At 71.0% G+C, this 16,445-nt stretch carries 17 protein-coding genes; 8 read left to right on the top strand and 9 right to left on the bottom strand.

The window, feature by feature from the left end; translation table 11 throughout:
• Positions 1-767 (top strand): alpha/beta fold hydrolase (locus AB8Z36_RS09345; RefSeq protein ID WP_369212750.1); only part of this gene is annotated, 767 nt, incomplete at its 5' end.
• A 38-nt stretch (positions 768-805) separates the two neighbouring features.
• On the opposite strand, the gene AB8Z36_RS09350 is transcribed toward AB8Z36_RS09345, so the two are convergent.
• Positions 806-1,798 carry an NYN domain-containing protein gene (locus AB8Z36_RS09350; RefSeq protein WP_369212751.1) on the bottom strand — a complete coding sequence of 331 codons (993 nt, stop codon included), beginning with the start codon at positions 1,796-1,798 and terminating at the stop codon, positions 806-808.
• A gap of 237 nt (positions 1,799-2,035) precedes the next feature.
• Here AB8Z36_RS09350 and AB8Z36_RS09355 point away from each other — a divergent pair, with 237 nt between their 5' ends.
• Complete coding sequence (locus tag AB8Z36_RS09355) at positions 2,036-2,188, top strand: hypothetical protein (RefSeq protein ID WP_177328023.1); 153 nt, start codon at positions 2,036-2,038, stop codon at positions 2,186-2,188.
• Between the two features lie 109 nt (positions 2,189-2,297).
• On the opposite strand, the gene AB8Z36_RS09360 is transcribed toward AB8Z36_RS09355, so the two are convergent.
• The 3 genes from AB8Z36_RS09360 to AB8Z36_RS09370 all read right to left on the bottom strand — a co-directional run bounded on the left by AB8Z36_RS09360 (position 2,298) and on the right by AB8Z36_RS09370 (position 5,160).
• Positions 2,298-2,903 carry a MarC family protein gene (locus AB8Z36_RS09360; protein ID WP_369212752.1) on the bottom strand — a complete coding sequence of 202 codons (606 nt, stop codon included), beginning with the start codon at positions 2,901-2,903 and terminating at the stop codon, positions 2,298-2,300.
• 137 nt (positions 2,904-3,040) lie between these two features.
• Positions 3,041-3,922 carry a PHP domain-containing protein gene (locus AB8Z36_RS09365; RefSeq protein ID WP_369212753.1) on the bottom strand — a complete coding sequence of 294 codons (882 nt, stop codon included), beginning with the start codon at positions 3,920-3,922 and terminating at the stop codon, positions 3,041-3,043.
• 596 nt (positions 3,923-4,518) lie between these two features.
• Complete coding sequence (locus tag AB8Z36_RS09370; RefSeq protein ID WP_369212754.1) at positions 4,519-5,160, bottom strand: DUF6758 family protein; 642 nt, start codon at positions 5,158-5,160, stop codon at positions 4,519-4,521.
• A gap of 173 nt (positions 5,161-5,333) precedes the next feature.
• Here AB8Z36_RS09370 and AB8Z36_RS09375 point away from each other — a divergent pair, with 173 nt between their 5' ends.
• Positions 5,334-6,602, top strand: coding sequence for an MFS transporter (locus AB8Z36_RS09375; RefSeq protein WP_369212755.1), 1,269 nt, complete (start codon positions 5,334-5,336; stop codon positions 6,600-6,602).
• Between the two features lie 224 nt (positions 6,603-6,826).
• Here the strand turns inward: AB8Z36_RS09375 and AB8Z36_RS09380 are convergent, their stop codons facing one another.
• Positions 6,827-7,411, bottom strand: a complete 585-nt coding sequence (locus tag AB8Z36_RS09380; RefSeq protein WP_369212756.1) for a suppressor of fused domain protein — start codon at positions 7,409-7,411, stop codon at positions 6,827-6,829.
• 503 nt (positions 7,412-7,914) lie between these two features.
• Here AB8Z36_RS09380 and AB8Z36_RS09385 point away from each other — a divergent pair.
• Complete coding sequence (locus AB8Z36_RS09385) at positions 7,915-9,042, top strand: magnesium and cobalt transport protein CorA (RefSeq protein WP_369212757.1); 1,128 nt, start codon at positions 7,915-7,917, stop codon at positions 9,040-9,042.
• A 43-nt stretch (positions 9,043-9,085) separates the two neighbouring features.
• Positions 9,086-9,598 carry a hypothetical protein gene (locus AB8Z36_RS09390; RefSeq protein WP_369212758.1) on the top strand — a complete coding sequence of 171 codons (513 nt, stop codon included), beginning with the start codon at positions 9,086-9,088 and terminating at the stop codon, positions 9,596-9,598.
• Positions 9,599-9,640: 42 nt separating this feature from the next.
• Here AB8Z36_RS09390 and AB8Z36_RS09395 read toward each other — a convergent pair whose 3' ends face one another.
• Positions 9,641-10,408, bottom strand: coding sequence for a hypothetical protein (locus AB8Z36_RS09395; protein ID WP_369212759.1), 768 nt, complete (start codon positions 10,406-10,408; stop codon positions 9,641-9,643).
• 189 nt (positions 10,409-10,597) lie between these two features.
• Here AB8Z36_RS09395 and AB8Z36_RS09400 point away from each other — a divergent pair, with 189 nt between their 5' ends.
• Genes AB8Z36_RS09400 through AB8Z36_RS09410 form a run of 3 tightly spaced genes read left to right on the top strand, consistent with a single transcriptional unit; the run spans position 10,598 to position 13,637 of the window.
• Positions 10,598-11,878 (top strand): magnesium transporter MgtE N-terminal domain-containing protein, encoded by a 1,281-nt coding sequence (locus AB8Z36_RS09400; RefSeq protein WP_369212760.1) that lies wholly within the window; start codon positions 10,598-10,600, stop codon positions 11,876-11,878.
• The gene (locus AB8Z36_RS09405; protein ID WP_369212761.1) at positions 11,865-12,461 is read left to right on the top strand and encodes a DUF1003 domain-containing protein; all 597 of its coding nucleotides are present in this window, start codon (positions 11,865-11,867) and stop codon (positions 12,459-12,461) included. Before AB8Z36_RS09400 ends, AB8Z36_RS09405 begins: the two co-directional genes overlap by 14 nt.
• Before the next feature lie 42 nt (positions 12,462-12,503).
• A complete protein-coding gene (locus AB8Z36_RS09410; protein ID WP_369212762.1) occupies positions 12,504-13,637 on the top strand; it encodes an Mrp/NBP35 family ATP-binding protein in 1,134 nt (377 codons plus the stop codon).
• A 111-nt stretch (positions 13,638-13,748) separates the two neighbouring features.
• Here the strand turns inward: AB8Z36_RS09410 and AB8Z36_RS09415 are convergent, their stop codons facing one another.
• From AB8Z36_RS09415 to AB8Z36_RS09425, 3 genes are all read right to left on the bottom strand, one after another.
• Positions 13,749-14,417, bottom strand: coding sequence for a hypothetical protein (locus tag AB8Z36_RS09415; protein WP_369212763.1), 669 nt, complete (start codon positions 14,415-14,417; stop codon positions 13,749-13,751).
• Positions 14,418-14,537: 120 nt separating this feature from the next.
• Positions 14,538-15,020, bottom strand: a complete 483-nt coding sequence (locus tag AB8Z36_RS09420; RefSeq protein ID WP_369212764.1) for a sec-independent translocase — start codon at positions 15,018-15,020, stop codon at positions 14,538-14,540.
• A 93-nt stretch (positions 15,021-15,113) separates the two neighbouring features.
• On the bottom strand, positions 15,114-16,445 hold a 1,332-nt coding region (locus AB8Z36_RS09425), incomplete at its 5' end, for a S1C family serine protease (protein WP_369212765.1).

Below are 16,445 nucleotides of genomic sequence, written 5' to 3' on the forward strand. Positions count from 1 at the left end.
CCCCCAGAGGAACCGTCCTGCTCCTCCCCGGCTTCACCGGAAGCAAGGAGGACTTCATCGCCCTCCTGGAGCCCCTGACCACCGCCGGCTACCGCGCCGTCACCGTGGACGGCCGAGGCCAGTACGAGTCCGAGGGCCCCGCCGACGAAGCGGCCTACGCCCAGGAAGAGCTGGCCCGCGACGTCCTCGCCCAAGCGGCGGCGCTGGACAGCGACGCCCGGCCGCACCTCCTGGGCCACTCCCTGGGCGGCGTACTCCTCGCCCCGGACGCCTTCGCCTCGCTCACGCTGATGTCATCGGGCCCCGCGGCGATCGTCCCGGCCCAGCGGGCCCGCGCAAAGATGCTGGCGGACGCCCTCGCGGTGCTGTCGATGGAAGAGGTCTGGCAGGCGATGCGGGCCATGGAGCCCCCGCCCCCGGAGGACGCGGACACCGGCCGCGCCACGGCCGAGGGAACGGATGCGAGCGACGACAGCGAGGCCCTGCGCGCCCGCTGGCTGCGGCACAACCCCGCCCAGCTCATCGCCACCGGCCGACAGCTCTCCACGGAGCCGGACCGCGTGGCCGAACTCGCCGCGGCGCCGCTGCCCAAGCACGTGATCTCGGGCGAACGCGACGACACCTGGCCGGTACCGCTCCTCGACGACATGGCCAGACGCCTGAACGCCCACCGCACGGTGATCACCGGCGCCGAACACTCCCCCAACACGGACCGCCCGCAGGAGACGGCAGCGGCCCTGACGGCCTTCTGGGACGCCCTGCCGTAAAGGCGCCTGAAGCACCGGCGCGACACCCCCGCCCCCCCTCAGCACAACGTCTGCAAATGCTCCCAGAACCCGTCCCGCAGAGCCCTGCGCAGATCGGCCTGCCCCCGCAGCGAGTACTGGAGCAGCCGCTCCGCCTCCACGAGCAGCTCCTGGTCCACGGAGCCGGGCAGGTACGGGTGGCCCGGCAGCAGGCCGACCAGCGCCTCGCGCCCCCGCGCGGCGAGCCACTTCGCGGCGATCTGCGCACCGACGAAGCGCACGTCCTCGCGGGAGGGCCGCTGCGCGGCGGGACCGGTCTCATACGTCGTGACGACGCGTCGGCTCACGTACGGCTTGAAGAAGTCGAGGTCGAAGGTCCGCTGGCTGTCGACCTCCCACAGCAGCGGCTCGGCCTGGTTGCGCCCCTCGGGCGCCTCGATGCCCCAGAGGTGGACCCGCGCCCCGTAACCCTGCGCGGCCTCGACCGCCGAGACCAGGTCCTCGTCGCCGCCGATGAGCGCGGCGTCGCTGATGGCGCGGTGCCTGGCCAGTGACTCCAGGTCGCTGCGGATGAGGGAGTCGACGCCCTTCTGCTGGTTGTTGGCGTTGAGGTTGCCGAGCCTGACCTTGACGTCGGGAAGCTCCGCGATCGACTGCTGCTCGGTGGTGTGGATGCGGCGCCGCGCGCCGTCGTACCAGTAGACGCGCAGCAGCCTGCTGTCGGCGAAGATCGTGCGGGCCTTGTCGATGAGCGCGTCGATCAGTCCCTCGGCATCGAGGTCGAAGGCCCGCCGGTCCTCGGTCCCGGTGGCGAGACGGCCCGCCGCCGCGTACAGATAACCGGCGTCGACGAAGATCGCGTGGGTGGACGGGGTCTTCGCGACCTCGGCGAGCATGCGCTCGAGCAGCCCGTTGGTGCGCTCCAGCTGAGCGCTGATGTCAGCGGCGCTGCGGCCACCGTCGTGGCCTGCGCCGTGCTGCTCGTCGGCTGCGCCGTGCCGCTCGTCGGCTGCGTGCTGCTCGTCGGCTGCGCTGCGGTCGTCGTCGTTCATAGAAGACCCAGTCTCCCGCTGGTCACGCAGCGAACACAACCGGTGCCACTACTCGCAGGTAATTAGGTACTCGAAAAATTTCCTTAGCGTAGGGAATGTTTGCAGGGGGCAACTCGTTTTACCCATCAGGAACGCGGGGCACTGTAGGCCCGCAACCCACACTTAACGGACAGGCAATGGCCTGGCCATCTCCAGTAGTTCTCCTTCAGGAGGATGACCAGACGAAGGGAGAAGCCCGTGCGCTTCGAAATCATGCGACTCGATGACGTCGACGGCACCGCCGTGGACAGCACCGTCGTGGACGCCGCCTCCGTCAACCGGATCGTGCAGCAGGCCGCAGCGATAGGCCAGCGCATCTACATCCGCCCGGCCGAGACCTCGGCCTCGTAACGCAGACGCCGCACCTTGACGCCGAAGGGCCCCGTACGAGCCGTACGGGGCCCTTCGCATGCCCGCACCCAGAGGAAGCGCGGGACGGACGCGGCCGGAAGAGGGAGCCTCAGCTCCCGTTGATCACCTGCGTGATCCCGTTGATGATCTGCTGCACCGCGATGGCGGAGAGCATCATGCCCGCGAGCCGCGTCACGAGGACCACGCCGCCGTCCTTGATGACCCGGATGATCAGCAACGAGTACCGCATGACCAGCCAGAGCACCACATGCATCGCGACGATCGCCGACCATACGGAGATCTGCGTGCCGACGCTGTCGGCGTCCTGCACGGCCAGGATGACCGAGACGATGGCGCCGGGACCGGCGAGCAGCGGCATGCCGAGCGGGACCAGCGCGACATTGACGTCCTTGGTCTGCTTGGGCTCGTCCGTCTTGCCGGTGAGCAGGTCGAGCGCGATGAGCAGCAGCAGGAGGCCGCCCGCGATCATCAGCGCGGGCACGGAGACGTGCAGGTAGTCCAGGATCTGGTGGCCCACGAGGCCGAAGACGGAGATCACGCCGAAGGCGACGCAGACGGCCTGGAAGGCCATCCGCTGCTGCACCTTGGCGGGTCGTCCCGCCGTCAGGCCGAGGAAGATCGGGGTGATCCCCGGCGGGTCCATGATCACGAACAGGGTGAGGAAGAGGGAGCCGAAAACGGCGACGTCGAACACAGTGATGCCTTGCAGAGAGTCGTATCAGGTCGTACGAAGGGGCCGCGCGGACCGGCGCCGCGCGCGGGGCACGGCAGCCGCCGCCACGGAGACGCGGAGACGCGGAGACGCGGCGCGGGCGAAGGAGAGGGAGAGCGTTACGCGGTCGGGCTTCCGCCCGCGCCCGGGACGGGGAAGGCGCCGGTGGCGCGGCGGGTGATCTCGCCGTAGACCTCGGGATCGGTGGTGAACTCGCCGAGCACGCACGTCTTGCGGCTGCCGTGGTAGTCGCTGGAGCCGGTGGCCAGCAGACCGAGGTCCGCCGCGAGGCCGCGCAGCCTGGCGCGGGTCTCGGGGGCGTGGTCCATGTGGTCGGCCTCGATGCCGTCGAGCCCGGCCGCCGCGAGCTCGGCTATCGCCGACTCGGGCACGGTCTGGCCGCGCTTGACCGCGGCCGGGTGCGCGAAGACGGTGACGCCGCCCGCCGCCTTGACCAGGCGGATGGCGTCGAAGGGGTCGAGCTCGTGCTTCTCGGCGTAGGCGCGGCCCCCGTCGGCGAGCCACTGGGCGGTGAAGGCGTCGGAGACGGTGGGCACGACGCCCAGCTCGACCAGGGCCTCGGCGATGTGCGGGCGGCCGACCGAGCCGTCCCCCGCGATGCGCGCGACCTGCTCCCAGGTCACGTCGACGCCGAGTTCGCGGAGCTTGCCGATCATCGTCTTGGCGCGCGGCACCCGGTCGTCGCGGACCAGCTCGCGCTCGCGGGCGAGTTCCGGCTCGTCGGGGTCGAAGAGGTAGGCCAGCATGTGCAGGCCCACGCCGTCGAGGCGGCAGGAGAGTTCCGCGCCGGTGACGAGGCTCAGGCCCGTCGGCTCCGGCAGTGCGCGCAGCGCGGCGATCGCCTCCGCGTGGCCCCGCGTGGTGTCGTGGTCGGTCAGCGCGACGACGTCGAGACCCGCGGCGGCGGCATTGCGCACCAGTTCGGCGGGGGTGTCCGTGCCGTCGGACGCGGTGGAGTGAGTGTGCAGGTCGATGCGCACGGTGCTGACTCCAGGCTCGGGCTGACGGGGCGGACCGCGAAACGGCCGCTGCCGGACGGACGAAGGGACGGACGGCGGAACGGACGGCGGGGACGCTCAAGGATAACGGGAATCGAACGCTCCCCCGGCCGCCACGGGCGAGGCGTCCCTCACGGCGGGAGCGACGCGCTCAGGGCCGGGGCGCCAAGGCCGATACGCCGGAGCACCAGGGCCGGTACCTCGGAACGCCGGGACCGATACGCCGCAACGCCAGGGCCGGTACCCCGGAGCGCCAGGGCCGGTGCCCCGGAACGCCAGGACCGATACGCCGGAGCACCAGGGTCRGTACCTCGGAACGCCAGGACCGATACGCCGGAGCACCAGGGCCGGTACCTCGGAACGCCAGGGTTGATGCCGGAGCACCAGAGCCAGTGCGCCAAAGCACCAGAGCCGATGCGCTCAGGCACCAGAGCCAGTGCGCCCAAGCACCAGAGCCGATGCGCTCAGGCACCAGAGCCAGTGCGCCCAAGCACCAGAGCCGGTGCGCCCAAGCGCCAAGGCCGGTGCGCCGAAACGCCAAAGCATCCACGCCGAAACGCCAAAGCACCCGCGCCCCCTCAAGGCGTCAGCAGCCGCGGCGAGAGCGCCCCGCACGGCAGCAGATCCACCTCCGCCCCGGCGTCCCGCAAGTCCGTGAGGACCATCTCGTCGTACATCAGGAGCCCCGACTGCTCCGGCCAGGCGATGGCCCACAGCCAGAGGCCGCGTGCCTCACCGGCGAAGACGGCGCGGTCGTCCGGCGTCCCCGACACATGCCAGAGCGCCGTGGGGCGCCCGGCGGCGAGCACCTTGGTCTGCGGCGGCTTGTCGACGTTCATGTGCGGTCCCGGATCGGGTCCGTCGAGCCCCGCATAGCGGGCGCCGAGGCCGACGCCCAGCTCCTCGGCGACGAGCACCAGCTCGCCGACGCCGCCGAGCGGGGCGGGACCCGAGCAGGCCACGGCGGTCGCCCGGCCGCCGCTCCTGTCGTCTCCCGCGCAGGCCACGCCCGTGAACAGCCAGCCGACCGGCAGCGGCCACGGCATCCACACCGGGACCTGCGTCCGGTGCACGACGACCTGGACCGCCTCGACGCTGGGTGGGATCACGGGCTGGAGCGGGTGCACGGTGCCGTGCACGTCGCACTGCCAGGAGTCGGAAAAGAGACCGGGAGCCCTGACCCGGCCACCACACTTCGGGCAACTGGGTTCGCCCCTCATGCTGACCAACGGTCCTCCCCGGTCGTCCCCTCGTCAAGGACGATCACCCGTCCGGTGGCGCTGTCACCAGGGAAAACTAGGTGTAACTTGCACCCATTAGCCTTGCTAACTTAATATATGTATACGTCAACGATCTCAAGCGAACGCTGTGAAAGCAGCGAAGGAGCGGCTGTATGAACAGCAGCACAGGAGGCAGCAGCACAGGGGGTCCCGCCGAAGGGGACCCCTTCGACGCCGGCGCGGGCAGCATCCTGCGCCAGCCGAAGGCCGTGTGGGCCACGGCCGGCGCGTCCGTCGTCGCCTTCATGGGCATCGGGCTCGTCGACCCGATCCTGCCCTCCATCGCCAAGGGCCTGGACGCGAGCGCGAGCCAGGTCTCCCTCCTGTTCACCTCGTACTTCCTGATCACCGCGGTCGCGATGCTGGTGACCGGCTTCGTCTCCAGCCGTATCGGCGGCAAGAAGACCCTGCTCCTCGGCCTCGCGCTCGTCGTGGTCTTCGCGGCCCTGTCGGGCACCTCGGGCTCGGTCGGTGAACTCGTCGGGTTCCGCGCGGGCTGGGGGCTCGGCAACGCGCTCTTCGTCTCGACCGCCCTCGCCGTCATCGTCGGCGCCGCGGCGGGCGGCAGCGCCGCCGCGATCCTCCTGTACGAGTCCGCGCTCGGGCTCGGCATGGCCTGCGGGCCGCTGGTCGGCGCACTGCTCGGCGACGCGAGCTGGCGCTACCCCTTCTTCGGCACCGCGGCCCTGATGGCGATCGGCTTCCTCTGCATCACGGCGTTCCTCAAGGAGCAGCCCCGGCCCGCGAGGAAGACGTCCCTGCTCGACCCCATCAAGGCGCTCGGCCACGGCGGTCTCGCCTCCGCGGCGGCCTCGGCGTTCTTCTACAACTACACGTTCTTCACGGTGCTGGCCTTCACGCCGTTCGTGCTGAACATGACCCCGTACAAGTCCGGCGCGGTCTTCTTCGCCTGGGGTGTGCTCCTCGCCGTCTTCTCGGTGCTCGTGGCACCGCGGCTCCAGGAGCGGTTCGGGTCGCTGAAGGTGCTCGGCGGCTCTCTCGTGCTGCTCGCCGTCGACGTCCTTGTGCTCGGCTACGGCAGCCACACCACCGCCATCGTCTGCACGATCCTGTCCGGCGCGTTCATCGGCGTGAACAACACCGTCTACACCGAGCTCGCGCTCGGCGTCTCCGACGCGCCGCGCCCGGTGGCGAGCGCCGGCTACAACTTCGTGCGCTGGTTCGCCGCCGCGGCGGCGCCGTTCTTCGCGCCGAAGATCGAGGAGTGGAGCGACATCCACATCCCGTTCGTCGTCGCGGCCGTCACGGCGGTGCTCGGCGCGGCCGTGGTCTGGGTGCGGCGCAGCAGCCTGACCCACGAGGCCGAGGAACTCGAACCCCGGCACGCCACGGAGGACGGCGTCGGCGTCTTCGCCAACTGACCTCCCGCGTACGGGAATCCGGTACCGGCCTCCCGCGTACGGGAATCCGGTAAGAGCCTGTGTCATATCCCCGGTCGGACCAGCGTGCGGCGTCTGGTGCGTGCGATCGCAAGGCGCCGGAGAGCCCTCGTAGCGGAGCTACTAGGGCTTTTCGGTAACGCGGCGAGGGTGCGTGCCAGGCGTCGCACGCCCGGCCGGGGATATGACACAGGCTCTAAGGCCACTCAGTCCAGCGGGACGGACCTGCGCAGCGGATCGCGCAGGTCCGTCCCGCTGTTCAGCCAGCGCTCCTGGAGAGCCGCCGCGCCGTGCACCCGCTTCCACGCGGCCTCGTTCGGCGTCATGGGCAGCAGCGGCAGGAACCGTACGGGCTCCATGGGCGCGTCGAGGTCCAGATCCTCCACGAGGCCCCCGGGCTCCGCGACGAGCACCGAGGTGAACGGTGCGCCGGGCCACAGCGGTTCACCCACGTCGAGCGAGGCACCCGGCGCCACGACGAGACCCTCCACCTGCGGCGACGCGGCGAGGACGGCGAGCGGGCGCAGCACCTTGTCCGTGTCGGCGAGACCCCCGCGCACGGAGAGCAGCAGCTCGGCGCGCGGGCCCTTGACGGGGTCGGCGAGCGCGGCGGTCGGATCGGTCATCGGCTGGGCGGACATGCCGAGCGTGGCGTAGCGCACCACGTCGCCGTCCGTGAAACGCAGCACTTCGACGCGGTCGGTGCCGAGGAAGGTGACCGCGGCGCGCGCGTCCGGTTCCCCGAGGCCGGTGCGGAGACGGGCCTCGACCAGCGCAAGAACATCTGCCATGACGCGAGCATAGAACTCGTCAGTGATGGGCAAAGCGGGGGCTTGACACTTCAGTCGGCTGATAGTGTTGGCCGCTGGCTCAGGGCAGCACGCAGAAGCGTCGCTTTCAAGCCCTGCTGACAGACACTGACTCCGCACCACGGGTGCGGGGAGCGCATGGGACTTCCCTTACGGGGGACCGGCCGGAGGAGGTGGGGCTGCAATGGACCGAAGTCGACCGTGCAGTACCACCCGCTCTTCCGCCCGGTGATCCACGCAGCCCGGTAGCTGCGCCAGCACACACACCACGCACCGCGCGCACTGTCCGTGCCGTGTGCGACGGAAGAGCACTTCGTTTCCACCTGATCTGTCTGAGTTATCTGATCTGTGTCAGTAGCGAAGCTGCCACCGCGACGGTGCGGTGCTCCCCGCTTTGCGGACGTGCCAAACATTTCCACTTCAGGACGTCCCCATTCCGGGCAGTTCCAACCGTCGCAGGCGGCCTCCGTCGAAGGAGCCTGCCCATGTCGATGATCCGCGACCTTCGTGCCGTCGTCCGCCCCTCGCTGCGCAAGGAGGGCGGCCACTACTCCTCCTCGTACGACTCCTACGACGCGACCCGCGACGCCGCGACGGCCGTCGTCGACTGCGCCGTCTACCGCGACGGACGCCGCGTGGCGTCCGCCGACACCCTCACGCCGCACGAGGCGATGCTCCAGGTGCGCCGCGAAGGCGGCTTCGCCTGGATCGGCCTGCACGAGCCGACGGAGGCCGAATTCGCGGGTATCGCCGCCGAGTTCGGGCTGCACCCGCTGGCCGTCGAGGACGCCGTCCACGCCCACCAGCGGCCCAAGCTGGAGCGGTACGACGACACGCTCTTCACCGTCTTCAAGACCATTCACTACGTGGAGCACGCCGAGCTCACGGCCACCAGCGAGATCGTGGAGACCGGCGAGGTGATGTGCTTCACCGGCCGGGACTTCTTCATCACCGTCCGGCACGGCGGCCACGGCTCGCTGCGCGCCCTGCGGCGCCGCCTCCAGGAGGACCCCGAGCTGCTCGCCAAGGGCCCCTCGGCGGTCCTGCACACCATCGCCGACCACGTCGTCGACGGCTACATCGCGGTCGCCGACGCGATGCAGGACGACATCGACGAGGTGGAGACCGAGGTGTTCTCCGCCCCGAGCAAGGGCAGGGGCTCCGCGCGCGGCGTCGACGCCGGGCGGATCTACCAGCTCAAGCGCGAGGTCCTGGAGTTCAAGCGGGCCGTGTCGCCGCTCCTTCGCCCGATGCTGCTGCTCAGCGAGCGGCCGATGCGGCTCGTCGACCCCGACATCCAGAAGTACTTCCGTGACGTCGCCGACCACCTGACGCGCGTCCAGGAGCAGGTCGTCGGCTTCGACGAACTGCTCAACTCCATCCTCCAGGCCAACCTCGCCCAGGCGGCCGTCGCGCAGAACGAGGACATGCGCAAGATCACCTCATGGGCGGCGATCATCGCCGTGCCCACGGCCGTCTGCGGGGTGTACGGCATGAACTTCAAGCACATGCCCGAGCTGCACTGGCGGTACGGCTACCCGATGGTGCTCGTCCTCATCGGCGGCGTCTGCTTCGCGATCCACCGGACCTTGAAGCGCAACGGCTGGCTCTGAAGCGCAACGGCCGGCTCTGAGCGCCGGTCGATAGGCTGCCGCCATGACTGCTGACCCGTTGCTCGACCGCGCCCTCATCGAGGAGGCCACCAAGAAGTCCGGCCTCATCTGGGTCCGGGGTGAGGGCTCGCCCGCCCGCGCGCTCTGGCACGTCTGGCACGAGGGCGCCGCGCATCTCGTCGGCGACGGTCCGGACGAGCAGCCGCTGCCCGGCCTCGTCGACGGGGGCTCCGCCGAAGTGACCGTGCGCAGCAAGGACAAGGGGGGCCGGCTGGTCGCCTGGACCGCCGAGGTCTCCGAGCTGCCTCCCGGCTCCGAGGCCTGGGAGGCGGCCGTCGCCGAGCTGAAGGGCAAGCGGCTGAACGCGCCGGACGCGGAGCGGGTCACCGAGCGCTGGGCCGAGCAGTGCAGGGTCGTGCGCCTGGCCCCGGGCGGTGTCGTCCCCGGGGTGCCCGAGGGGTCCCTGGCGGCCGCGCCGCTGCCGAGCGTGGCGACCACGCGGCGGGCGACGCCGGTGGCCCTGCCCCGACTGCTGCTCAAGCGCAGGCGGGGTTAGGGCCTTTCGTGCCCGTCAGTGCCCTTGCGTGCCCGTGCGTGCCTAGGACGTCGGCAGTTGCTTGCCGTAGTCGACCATCTCGGACTGGTCCGGCTCCCGGAGGTCGAAGTCCGTGTTCCACTCCGTCAGCTTCAGCGTGCCCGCGTGGCCCCCGCGCTCCAGGCGCAGCGGATAGGGCTTGCCGTCGAGGGCGACGCTGAGCGTGCCGCCCGCGCCCTCGTCGCCGAGGACCTTGATGGTGCGGGTGTCGCCCGTTCTGCCCCGGTCGCCCTTGGCCAGCTGCCCGTGGAGCGTGAGCATGCCCGAGAGCAGTACGTCCTTGTCGGTGAAGCCGCTGAGCTGCTGGTAGGCCGGGTCGCCCTTGGGCACCTTCACGTACTTGCCGTCCAGCTTGGCCGCCGCGCCCGCGTCCGCCTGCTGCGGCTGCTTGCCGGCCCCCTCGTGCGTCCAGAACTCCGAGTCGGCCTTCAGGAAGAGCTGCTCGCCCACCCGGAGCAGCCGGAACGTCTGCCCCTTGGAGGTGACGGACCCCGTGCCGCCCTCGCCCTTGAGCCGCATGTCGAGGGAGTAGGTGTGCCCCTTGCTCACCACCGTTCCGGAGAGCCGCACCGCCGACGCCGCCTGAGCGCTCCTGGCCGCCTTGCTCTGGATCTTGGTGGCGGTGAGTCTGCCCACCCCGTTCGTGCCCGCGTCCGGGTCCTCGCCGCCGCCGCACGCGGTGAGACTCGCGGCGCCCGCGACCACGCCGGCGCACACCGCGCCCACGAAGGCTGCCCTGCGGGCTCGGCTGGCCAGGGGAAGTGCGGTCACAGGTGGCGCTGCCTCTCGTGCGGACGGCCTACGGCTTCGGCAGTACGGCAGCGTACCTGTGCCGGACGAGTGACTCGGCGCCAGTCCGTACGGACCCTCCGCCGGGGCGTGTCCGACCGGGACGGGCTAGCCTGAAGCCCGTATTGCCGGACGAACCACCGTGAACCCGCAGCAGAAGGAGGCGCGCGCATGGCGGCAGGCGCCCCCCGGGTCTTCGTTTCACACCTCTCCGGCATCTCGGTCTTCGACCCCAACGGCGACCAGGTCGGCCGCGTCCGCGATCTCGTCGCCATGCTCCGGGTCGGCCGCAGGCCCCCCCGGCTGCTCGGCCTCGTCGTCGAGCTGGCCACCAGGCGCCGCATCTTCCTGCCCATGACCCGCGTCACCGGCATCGAGTCGGGCCAGGTCATCACCACCGGTGTGCTCAACGTACGGCGCTTCGAGCAGCGGCCCACCGAGCGGCTCGTGCTCGGCGAGATGCTCGACCGCCGGGTCCATCTGGTCGGGACCGGCGAGGAGGTGACCGTCCTCGACGTGTCGGTCCAGCAGCTTCCGGCGCGCCGCGACTGGGAGATCGACAAGGTCTTCGTACGCAAGGGCAAGGCGGGCACCTTCCGGCGCAAGGGCGAGACCCTCACCGTCGACTGGGCCGCCGTGGACGGCTTCTCCCTGGAGGAGCACGGCCAGGGCGCCGAGAACCTGCTCGCCACCTTCGAGCAGCTGCGCCCCGCCGACCTCGCCAACGTCCTGCACCACCTCTCCCCCAAGCGCCGCGCCGAGGTGGCCGCCGCCCTCGACGACGACCGGCTCGCCGACGTACTGGAAGAGCTGCCCGAGGACGACCAGATCGAGATCCTCGGCAAGCTCAAGGAAGAGCGCGCCGCCGACGTCCTGGAGGCCATGGACCCCGACGACGCCGCCGACCTCCTCGCCGAACTGCCCGAGGAGGACGTGGAGCGCCTGCTCACCCTGATGCAGCCGGGCGACGCGGCCGACGTGCGGCGCCTCATGGCCTACGAGGAGCGCACGGCCGGCGGTCTGATGACGACCGAGCCGATCGTGCTCCGCCCCGACGCGACGGTCGCCGACGCCCTGGCACGCGTCCGCATGGAGGACCTCTCCCCCGCGCTCGCCGCCCAGGTCTACGTCTGCCGCCCGCCCGACGAGACACCGACCGGCAAGTACCTCGGCACCGTGCACTTCCAGCGGCTGCTCCGCGACCCGCCGTACACGCTCGTCGGATCGATCCTCGACGACGACCTCCAGCCCCTCGCGCCGGACGCCACGCTGCCCGCCGTCGCCGGGTTCTTCGCCGCGTACGACATGGTGGCGGCGCCCGTCGTCGACGAGCACGGCGCGCTGCTCGGGGCGGTCACCGTGGACGACGTACTGGACCACATGCTGCCCGACGACTGGCGCGAGACCGAGTTCCATCTGGAGGAGGAGGCTGCGGATCATGGCGGCGGCTGACCGGGAGCGCGAGAACCGCGCCGAGCCACGGACCCCCCGCTTCCGCCTCGACCAGCCGCGCACCCCGCGCCCCAAGCTGCTGCCCGACTACGACCCGGAGGCCTTCGGGCGGCTCTCGGAGCGCATCGCGCGCTTCCTGGGCACCGGCAGGTTCATCGTCTGGATGACGGTCGTCATCATCCTCTGGGTGGTGTGGAACATCGCCGCCCCCGACCACCTGCGCTTCGACAAGTACCCGTTCATCTTCCTCACCCTGATGCTGTCGCTCCAGGCGTCCTACGCGGCTCCGCTGATCCTCCTGGCACAGAACCGGCAGGACGACCGCGACCGCGTCAATCTCGAACAGGACCGCAAACAGAACGAGCGGTCCATCGCCGACACCGAATACCTCACCCGCGAGATCGCCTCGCTGCGCATGGGCCTCGGCGAGGTGGCCACCCGCGACTGGATCCGCTCCGAGCTCCAGGACCTGGTCAAGGAGCTCGACGAGCAGCGGATGCGGGAGCATGTGGACGGCCGGGCGGAGAGCCGCGTCGTATTCCCGTCCGACGGCGGACGCGGACGTGATCCAGGCGACCGCTGAGACCCTTTCCTGACAGCGGTTACCGCGCCGTACTATCGGTCTATGGCTACGGAGAACGCGGTGCGCGAAGCACTGGCGACGGTGAACGACCCCGAGATCCACCGACCCATCACCGAGCTCGGGATGGTCAAATCGGTGGACATCGCCGCCGACGGGGCGGTGGCCGTCACCGTGTACCTGACGGTCTCCGGCTGCCCGATGCGCGAGACGATCACCAAGAACGTGACGGACGCGGTCGCCGCCGTCGAGGGCGTCACCCGCGTCGACGTCACGCTCGACGTGATGAGCGACGAGCAGCGCAAGGAGCTGGCGTCCGCCCTGCGCGGCGGCACCGCCGAGCGCGAGGTCCCCTTCGCCAAGCCCGGCTCACTCACCCGTGTCTACGCGGTCGCGTCCGGCAAGGGCGGCGTCGGCAAGTCCTCGGTCACGGTGAACCTCGCGGCGGCGATGGCGGCCGACGGCCTCAAGGTCGGCGTCGTGGACGCGGACATCTACGGCCACTCCGTACCGCGCATGCTGGGCGCCGACGGCAGGCCCACCCAGGTCGAGAACATGATCATGCCGCCGTCGGCGAACGGCGTGAAGGTCATCTCCATCGGCATGTTCACGCCCGGCAACGCCCCGGTCGTGTGGCGCGGCCCGATGCTGCACCGCGCCCTCCAGCAGTTCCTCGCCGATGTGTACTGGGGCGACCTGGACGTCCTCCTCCTCGACCTGCCGCCGGGCACCGGTGACATCGCGATCTCCGTGGCGCAGCTCGTGCCGAACGCCGAGATCCTCGTCGTGACGACGCCTCAGCAGGCGGCGGCCGAGGTCGCCGAGCGGGCGGGTTCCATCGCCGTGCAGACCCACCAGAAGATCGTGGGCGTCGTGGAGAACATGTCGGGGCTGCCCTGCCCGCACTGCGACGAGATGGTCGACGTGTTCGGCACGGGCGGCGGTCAGAAGGTCGCCGAGGGCCTCACGCGCACGACCGGCGCCACGGTGCCGGTGCTCGGCGCCATCCCGATCGACGTCCGGCTGCGCGAGGGCGGCGACGAGGGCAAGCCGGTCGTCCTGACCGACCCGGACTCCCCCGCGGGCGCGGCGCTGCGCGCCATCGCGGGCAAGCTGGGCGGCCGCCAGCGCGGCCTCTCGGGCATGTCCCTGGGCATCACGCCGCGCAACAAGTTCTGATCCCCGAAGGGCGCCCCGCAGGGGCGCCCTGAAGGGGCGCGGGGAACTGCGCGACCAGCCACCACCGGCCCGCAGAACCTCATGTACCTCGGACAGCCCGCCGCCCGCCGCTCAGGCGTACGCGCCGATGTCCTTGATGACCGAGAAGCCGAGCCCGTACGGACTCATGCCTCGCCCATAGGCCCCCAGGTGGACCGCCTCCTTCGTGGAGCCCGCGAGGACCCAGCCGTACTCGGACTCGCGGTAGTGGAAGGGCGTGGGCACGCCGTCCACCGGGAGGGAGAGCGACGACCAGTCGGCGCCCTCCAGGTCGTCCGCGAGGACCCACGCTGTCTCGGTCTGCTGGTCGAGCCAGTCGTCGCGCAGCGTGTGGTCCATCTGGTTCGGCCAGGTGTACGACAGCAGCCCGACCCCGGCGAGCCAGGCCGCCGAGGAGACCGACGTGGCCTCCAGGACGCCCGTACCGTCGGCGGTGCGCCGCACCGGGTTGGCCGCGACGGTCACCACGACCGTGAAGCGCTCCTTGTCGCTGTTGCCGAGGGTTCCCTCACCGCGGACCGACGGCTCCTCGCCGTGGCCGATCGAACCGTGCTCCACCGCACCGTCCGCCGTCGCGCCGACCTGCATCAGCCAGCGCGGTCCCGTGAACGCCTCGTCGAGGCCGTACCAGGGGAAGGGCGCCAGCAGGTAGCCGTCGACCGTACGCCGGGCGGAGGGCACCGCTTGTGCGGTGCCGTCCCCGACCGCCGCCTGTGTGCCCACCCGACTTGTCGTCTCCATGTACCCGGCCGCCTCCTCGCTCTCGTCGGTCCGGAGCGGCCCGCCCCCCTCGGGCGTCCTCACGCCGGACAACAAGGCAGGATAGCCACACCGGTGGGCGGCGATGGTTCAGGCGAGGCCTCAGGTGGCGTCCGCGTCGAACGGCGGGCGGTCGCCGGAGCCGGGATTCGCGGTCTTCTTCTGCATGTCCACGCGGGCCCCGGGGGACGCGGCGGCGGCTCCCGAAGAGGCCGGGGAGGACGCGGAGCCGCCGGAATCCGCGGAGTCGGACGAGTCGCTCTCGCGGCCGTGCACGGCGTCCGCGACCTCGTTCATCTCCTTGCGCAGGTCGAAGCCGTTGCGGATTTCCTTGAGCCCGAGCTCGTCGTTGTCGAGCTGCTTGCGGATGAACTTCTTCGGGTTCAGGTCCTCGAACTCGAAGTCCTTGAACTCCGGGCCCAGCTCCTGGCGTATGTCCGCCTTCGCGCTGTCCGAGAACTCCCGGATCTTGCGGATCGTGCGGGAGACGTCCTGGATGACCTTCGGCAGCTTGTCGGGACCGAAGATGAGCACGGCGAGGACGACCAGCGCCACTATTTCGAGTGCGCCAATGTCATTGAACACCTTGAGCTCCTTGCACTGTCCTCATCAGGCCGGACCGCGTCCACGGTACCCGCCGCCGGTGTCTGTCCGGTAGCCGCTGCACCACAACCCGGATCAATCGCCACTCGCGGCACCGAGCACCAGGGTCACCTCGCGGTCGCGCCCGTCGCGCTCGACCGTGAGGTCGAGACGGTCCTTGGGCCGGTGCGCGCGGACCTTGACGATCAGCTCGTCGCTGGAGTGCACGGCGTTGCCGTCCACCTCGGTGATGACGTCGCCCGGCTTGAGGCCGGCCTTCTCGCCCGGGCCGTTCTCGCTGACGGAGGGGCCGCCGTCCTTGCCCTTGTCAGCGATGCGGGCGCCGTCGCCGGTGAACTCGGTGTCGAGCGTGACGCCGATCACGGGGTGGGTCGCCCGGCCGGAGTTGATGAGCTCCTCCGCCACGCGCTTGCCCTGGTTGATCGGTATGGCGAAGCCGAGGCCGATGGAGCCCGCCTGGCCGCCGCCCTGTTCCGAGCCGTCGTCGGCGGAGCGGATGGCGCTGTTGATACCGATGACGCGCGCCTTCGAGTCGACCAGCGGACCGCCGGAGTTGCCCGGGTTTATGGGGGCGTCGGTCTGGAGCGCGTCCACGTACGAGGTGTCGCTGCCGTCGCCCTTCTCGCCGCCCGCGGTGATGGGCCGCTCCTTGGCGCTGATGATCCCGGAGGTCACCGTGTTCGCCAGGTCGAAGGGGGCGCCGATCGCGACGACCGGGTCGCCGACCTGGACGTTCTCGGAGTTGCCGAGGGGCAGCGGCTTCAGGCCCCGGACGTTGGAGACCTTGACGACCGCGAGGTCGTACCCCGAGTCGCGGCCGATGACCTCCGCCTTCGCGGTCTCACCCCCGCTGAAGGTGACCGATATGTCGCCGCCCGTGCCCGCGGGCTCGACGACGTGGTTGTTGGTGAGGATGTGGCCCTTGCCGTCGAGGACGAAGCCGGTGCCCGTGCCCTGCGCCGAGTCGCCTCTGACGTGCAGGGTCACGACGCCCGGCAGGGCCGCCGAGGCGATCCCGGCCACGCTGCCCTTGGGGCGGTCCTTGGACTCGGTGCCGGGTTGGCGGAGCTCGATGTCGCCGACCCCGCCGTTGCGCTCCACGTAGGCGCCGATCGCGCCGCCGATGCCGCCGGAGACGAGGGTGAGCACCAGAACGCCGACGAGCAGCAGCCGCCGCGCCCGCTTGCGCCGGGTCCCTTCCGCCTCCGGGGTCGGGGCGCCGGTCTGCTGAAGCGGCGCGTTCCAGGGGTCGTACGGCTGCCGGGGCGGCGGCGTCTGCGCGGCGGCCGCCTCCTGGTACGGCGGCGGGACGGCCCCGGGCCCCGGCGTCCCGTGCGGCGGCGTCCCCCCGTGCGAGCCCGCGGGCAACGGCGTCCCATGACTGGGCGTCGCCATCGGATGCTGCAC

The organism is Streptomyces flavofungini, from assembly GCF_041028215.1.
GTDB lineage: Bacteria > Actinomycetota > Actinomycetes > Streptomycetales > Streptomycetaceae > Streptomyces > Streptomyces flavofungini_B.

What these genes read in the sequence shown, in the direction of transcription:
- AB8Z36_RS09350 (WP_369212751.1), bottom strand. Translation starts at nt 1,798, where the DNA reads ATGAACGACGACGACCGCAGCGCAGCCGACGAGCAGCACGCAGCCGAC.
- AB8Z36_RS09370 (WP_369212754.1), bottom strand. Translation starts at nt 5,160, where the DNA reads ATGAGGGGCGAACCCAGTTGCCCGAAGTGTGGTGGCCGGGTCAGGGCT.
- AB8Z36_RS09375 (WP_369212755.1), top strand. Translation starts at nt 5,334, where the DNA reads ATGAACAGCAGCACAGGAGGCAGCAGCACAGGGGGTCCCGCCGAAGGG.
- AB8Z36_RS09380 (WP_369212756.1), bottom strand. Translation starts at nt 7,411, where the DNA reads ATGGCAGATGTTCTTGCGCTGGTCGAGGCCCGTCTCCGCACCGGCCTC.
- AB8Z36_RS09385 (WP_369212757.1), top strand. Translation starts at nt 7,915, where the DNA reads ATGTCGATGATCCGCGACCTTCGTGCCGTCGTCCGCCCCTCGCTGCGC.
- AB8Z36_RS09390 (WP_369212758.1), top strand. Translation starts at nt 9,086, where the DNA reads ATGACTGCTGACCCGTTGCTCGACCGCGCCCTCATCGAGGAGGCCACC.
- AB8Z36_RS09400 (WP_369212760.1), top strand. Translation starts at nt 10,598, where the DNA reads ATGGCGGCAGGCGCCCCCCGGGTCTTCGTTTCACACCTCTCCGGCATC.
- AB8Z36_RS09405 (WP_369212761.1), top strand. Translation starts at nt 11,865, where the DNA reads ATGGCGGCGGCTGACCGGGAGCGCGAGAACCGCGCCGAGCCACGGACC.
- AB8Z36_RS09410 (WP_369212762.1), top strand. Translation starts at nt 12,504, where the DNA reads ATGGCTACGGAGAACGCGGTGCGCGAAGCACTGGCGACGGTGAACGAC.
- AB8Z36_RS09415 (WP_369212763.1), bottom strand. Translation starts at nt 14,417, where the DNA reads ATGGAGACGACAAGTCGGGTGGGCACACAGGCGGCGGTCGGGGACGGC.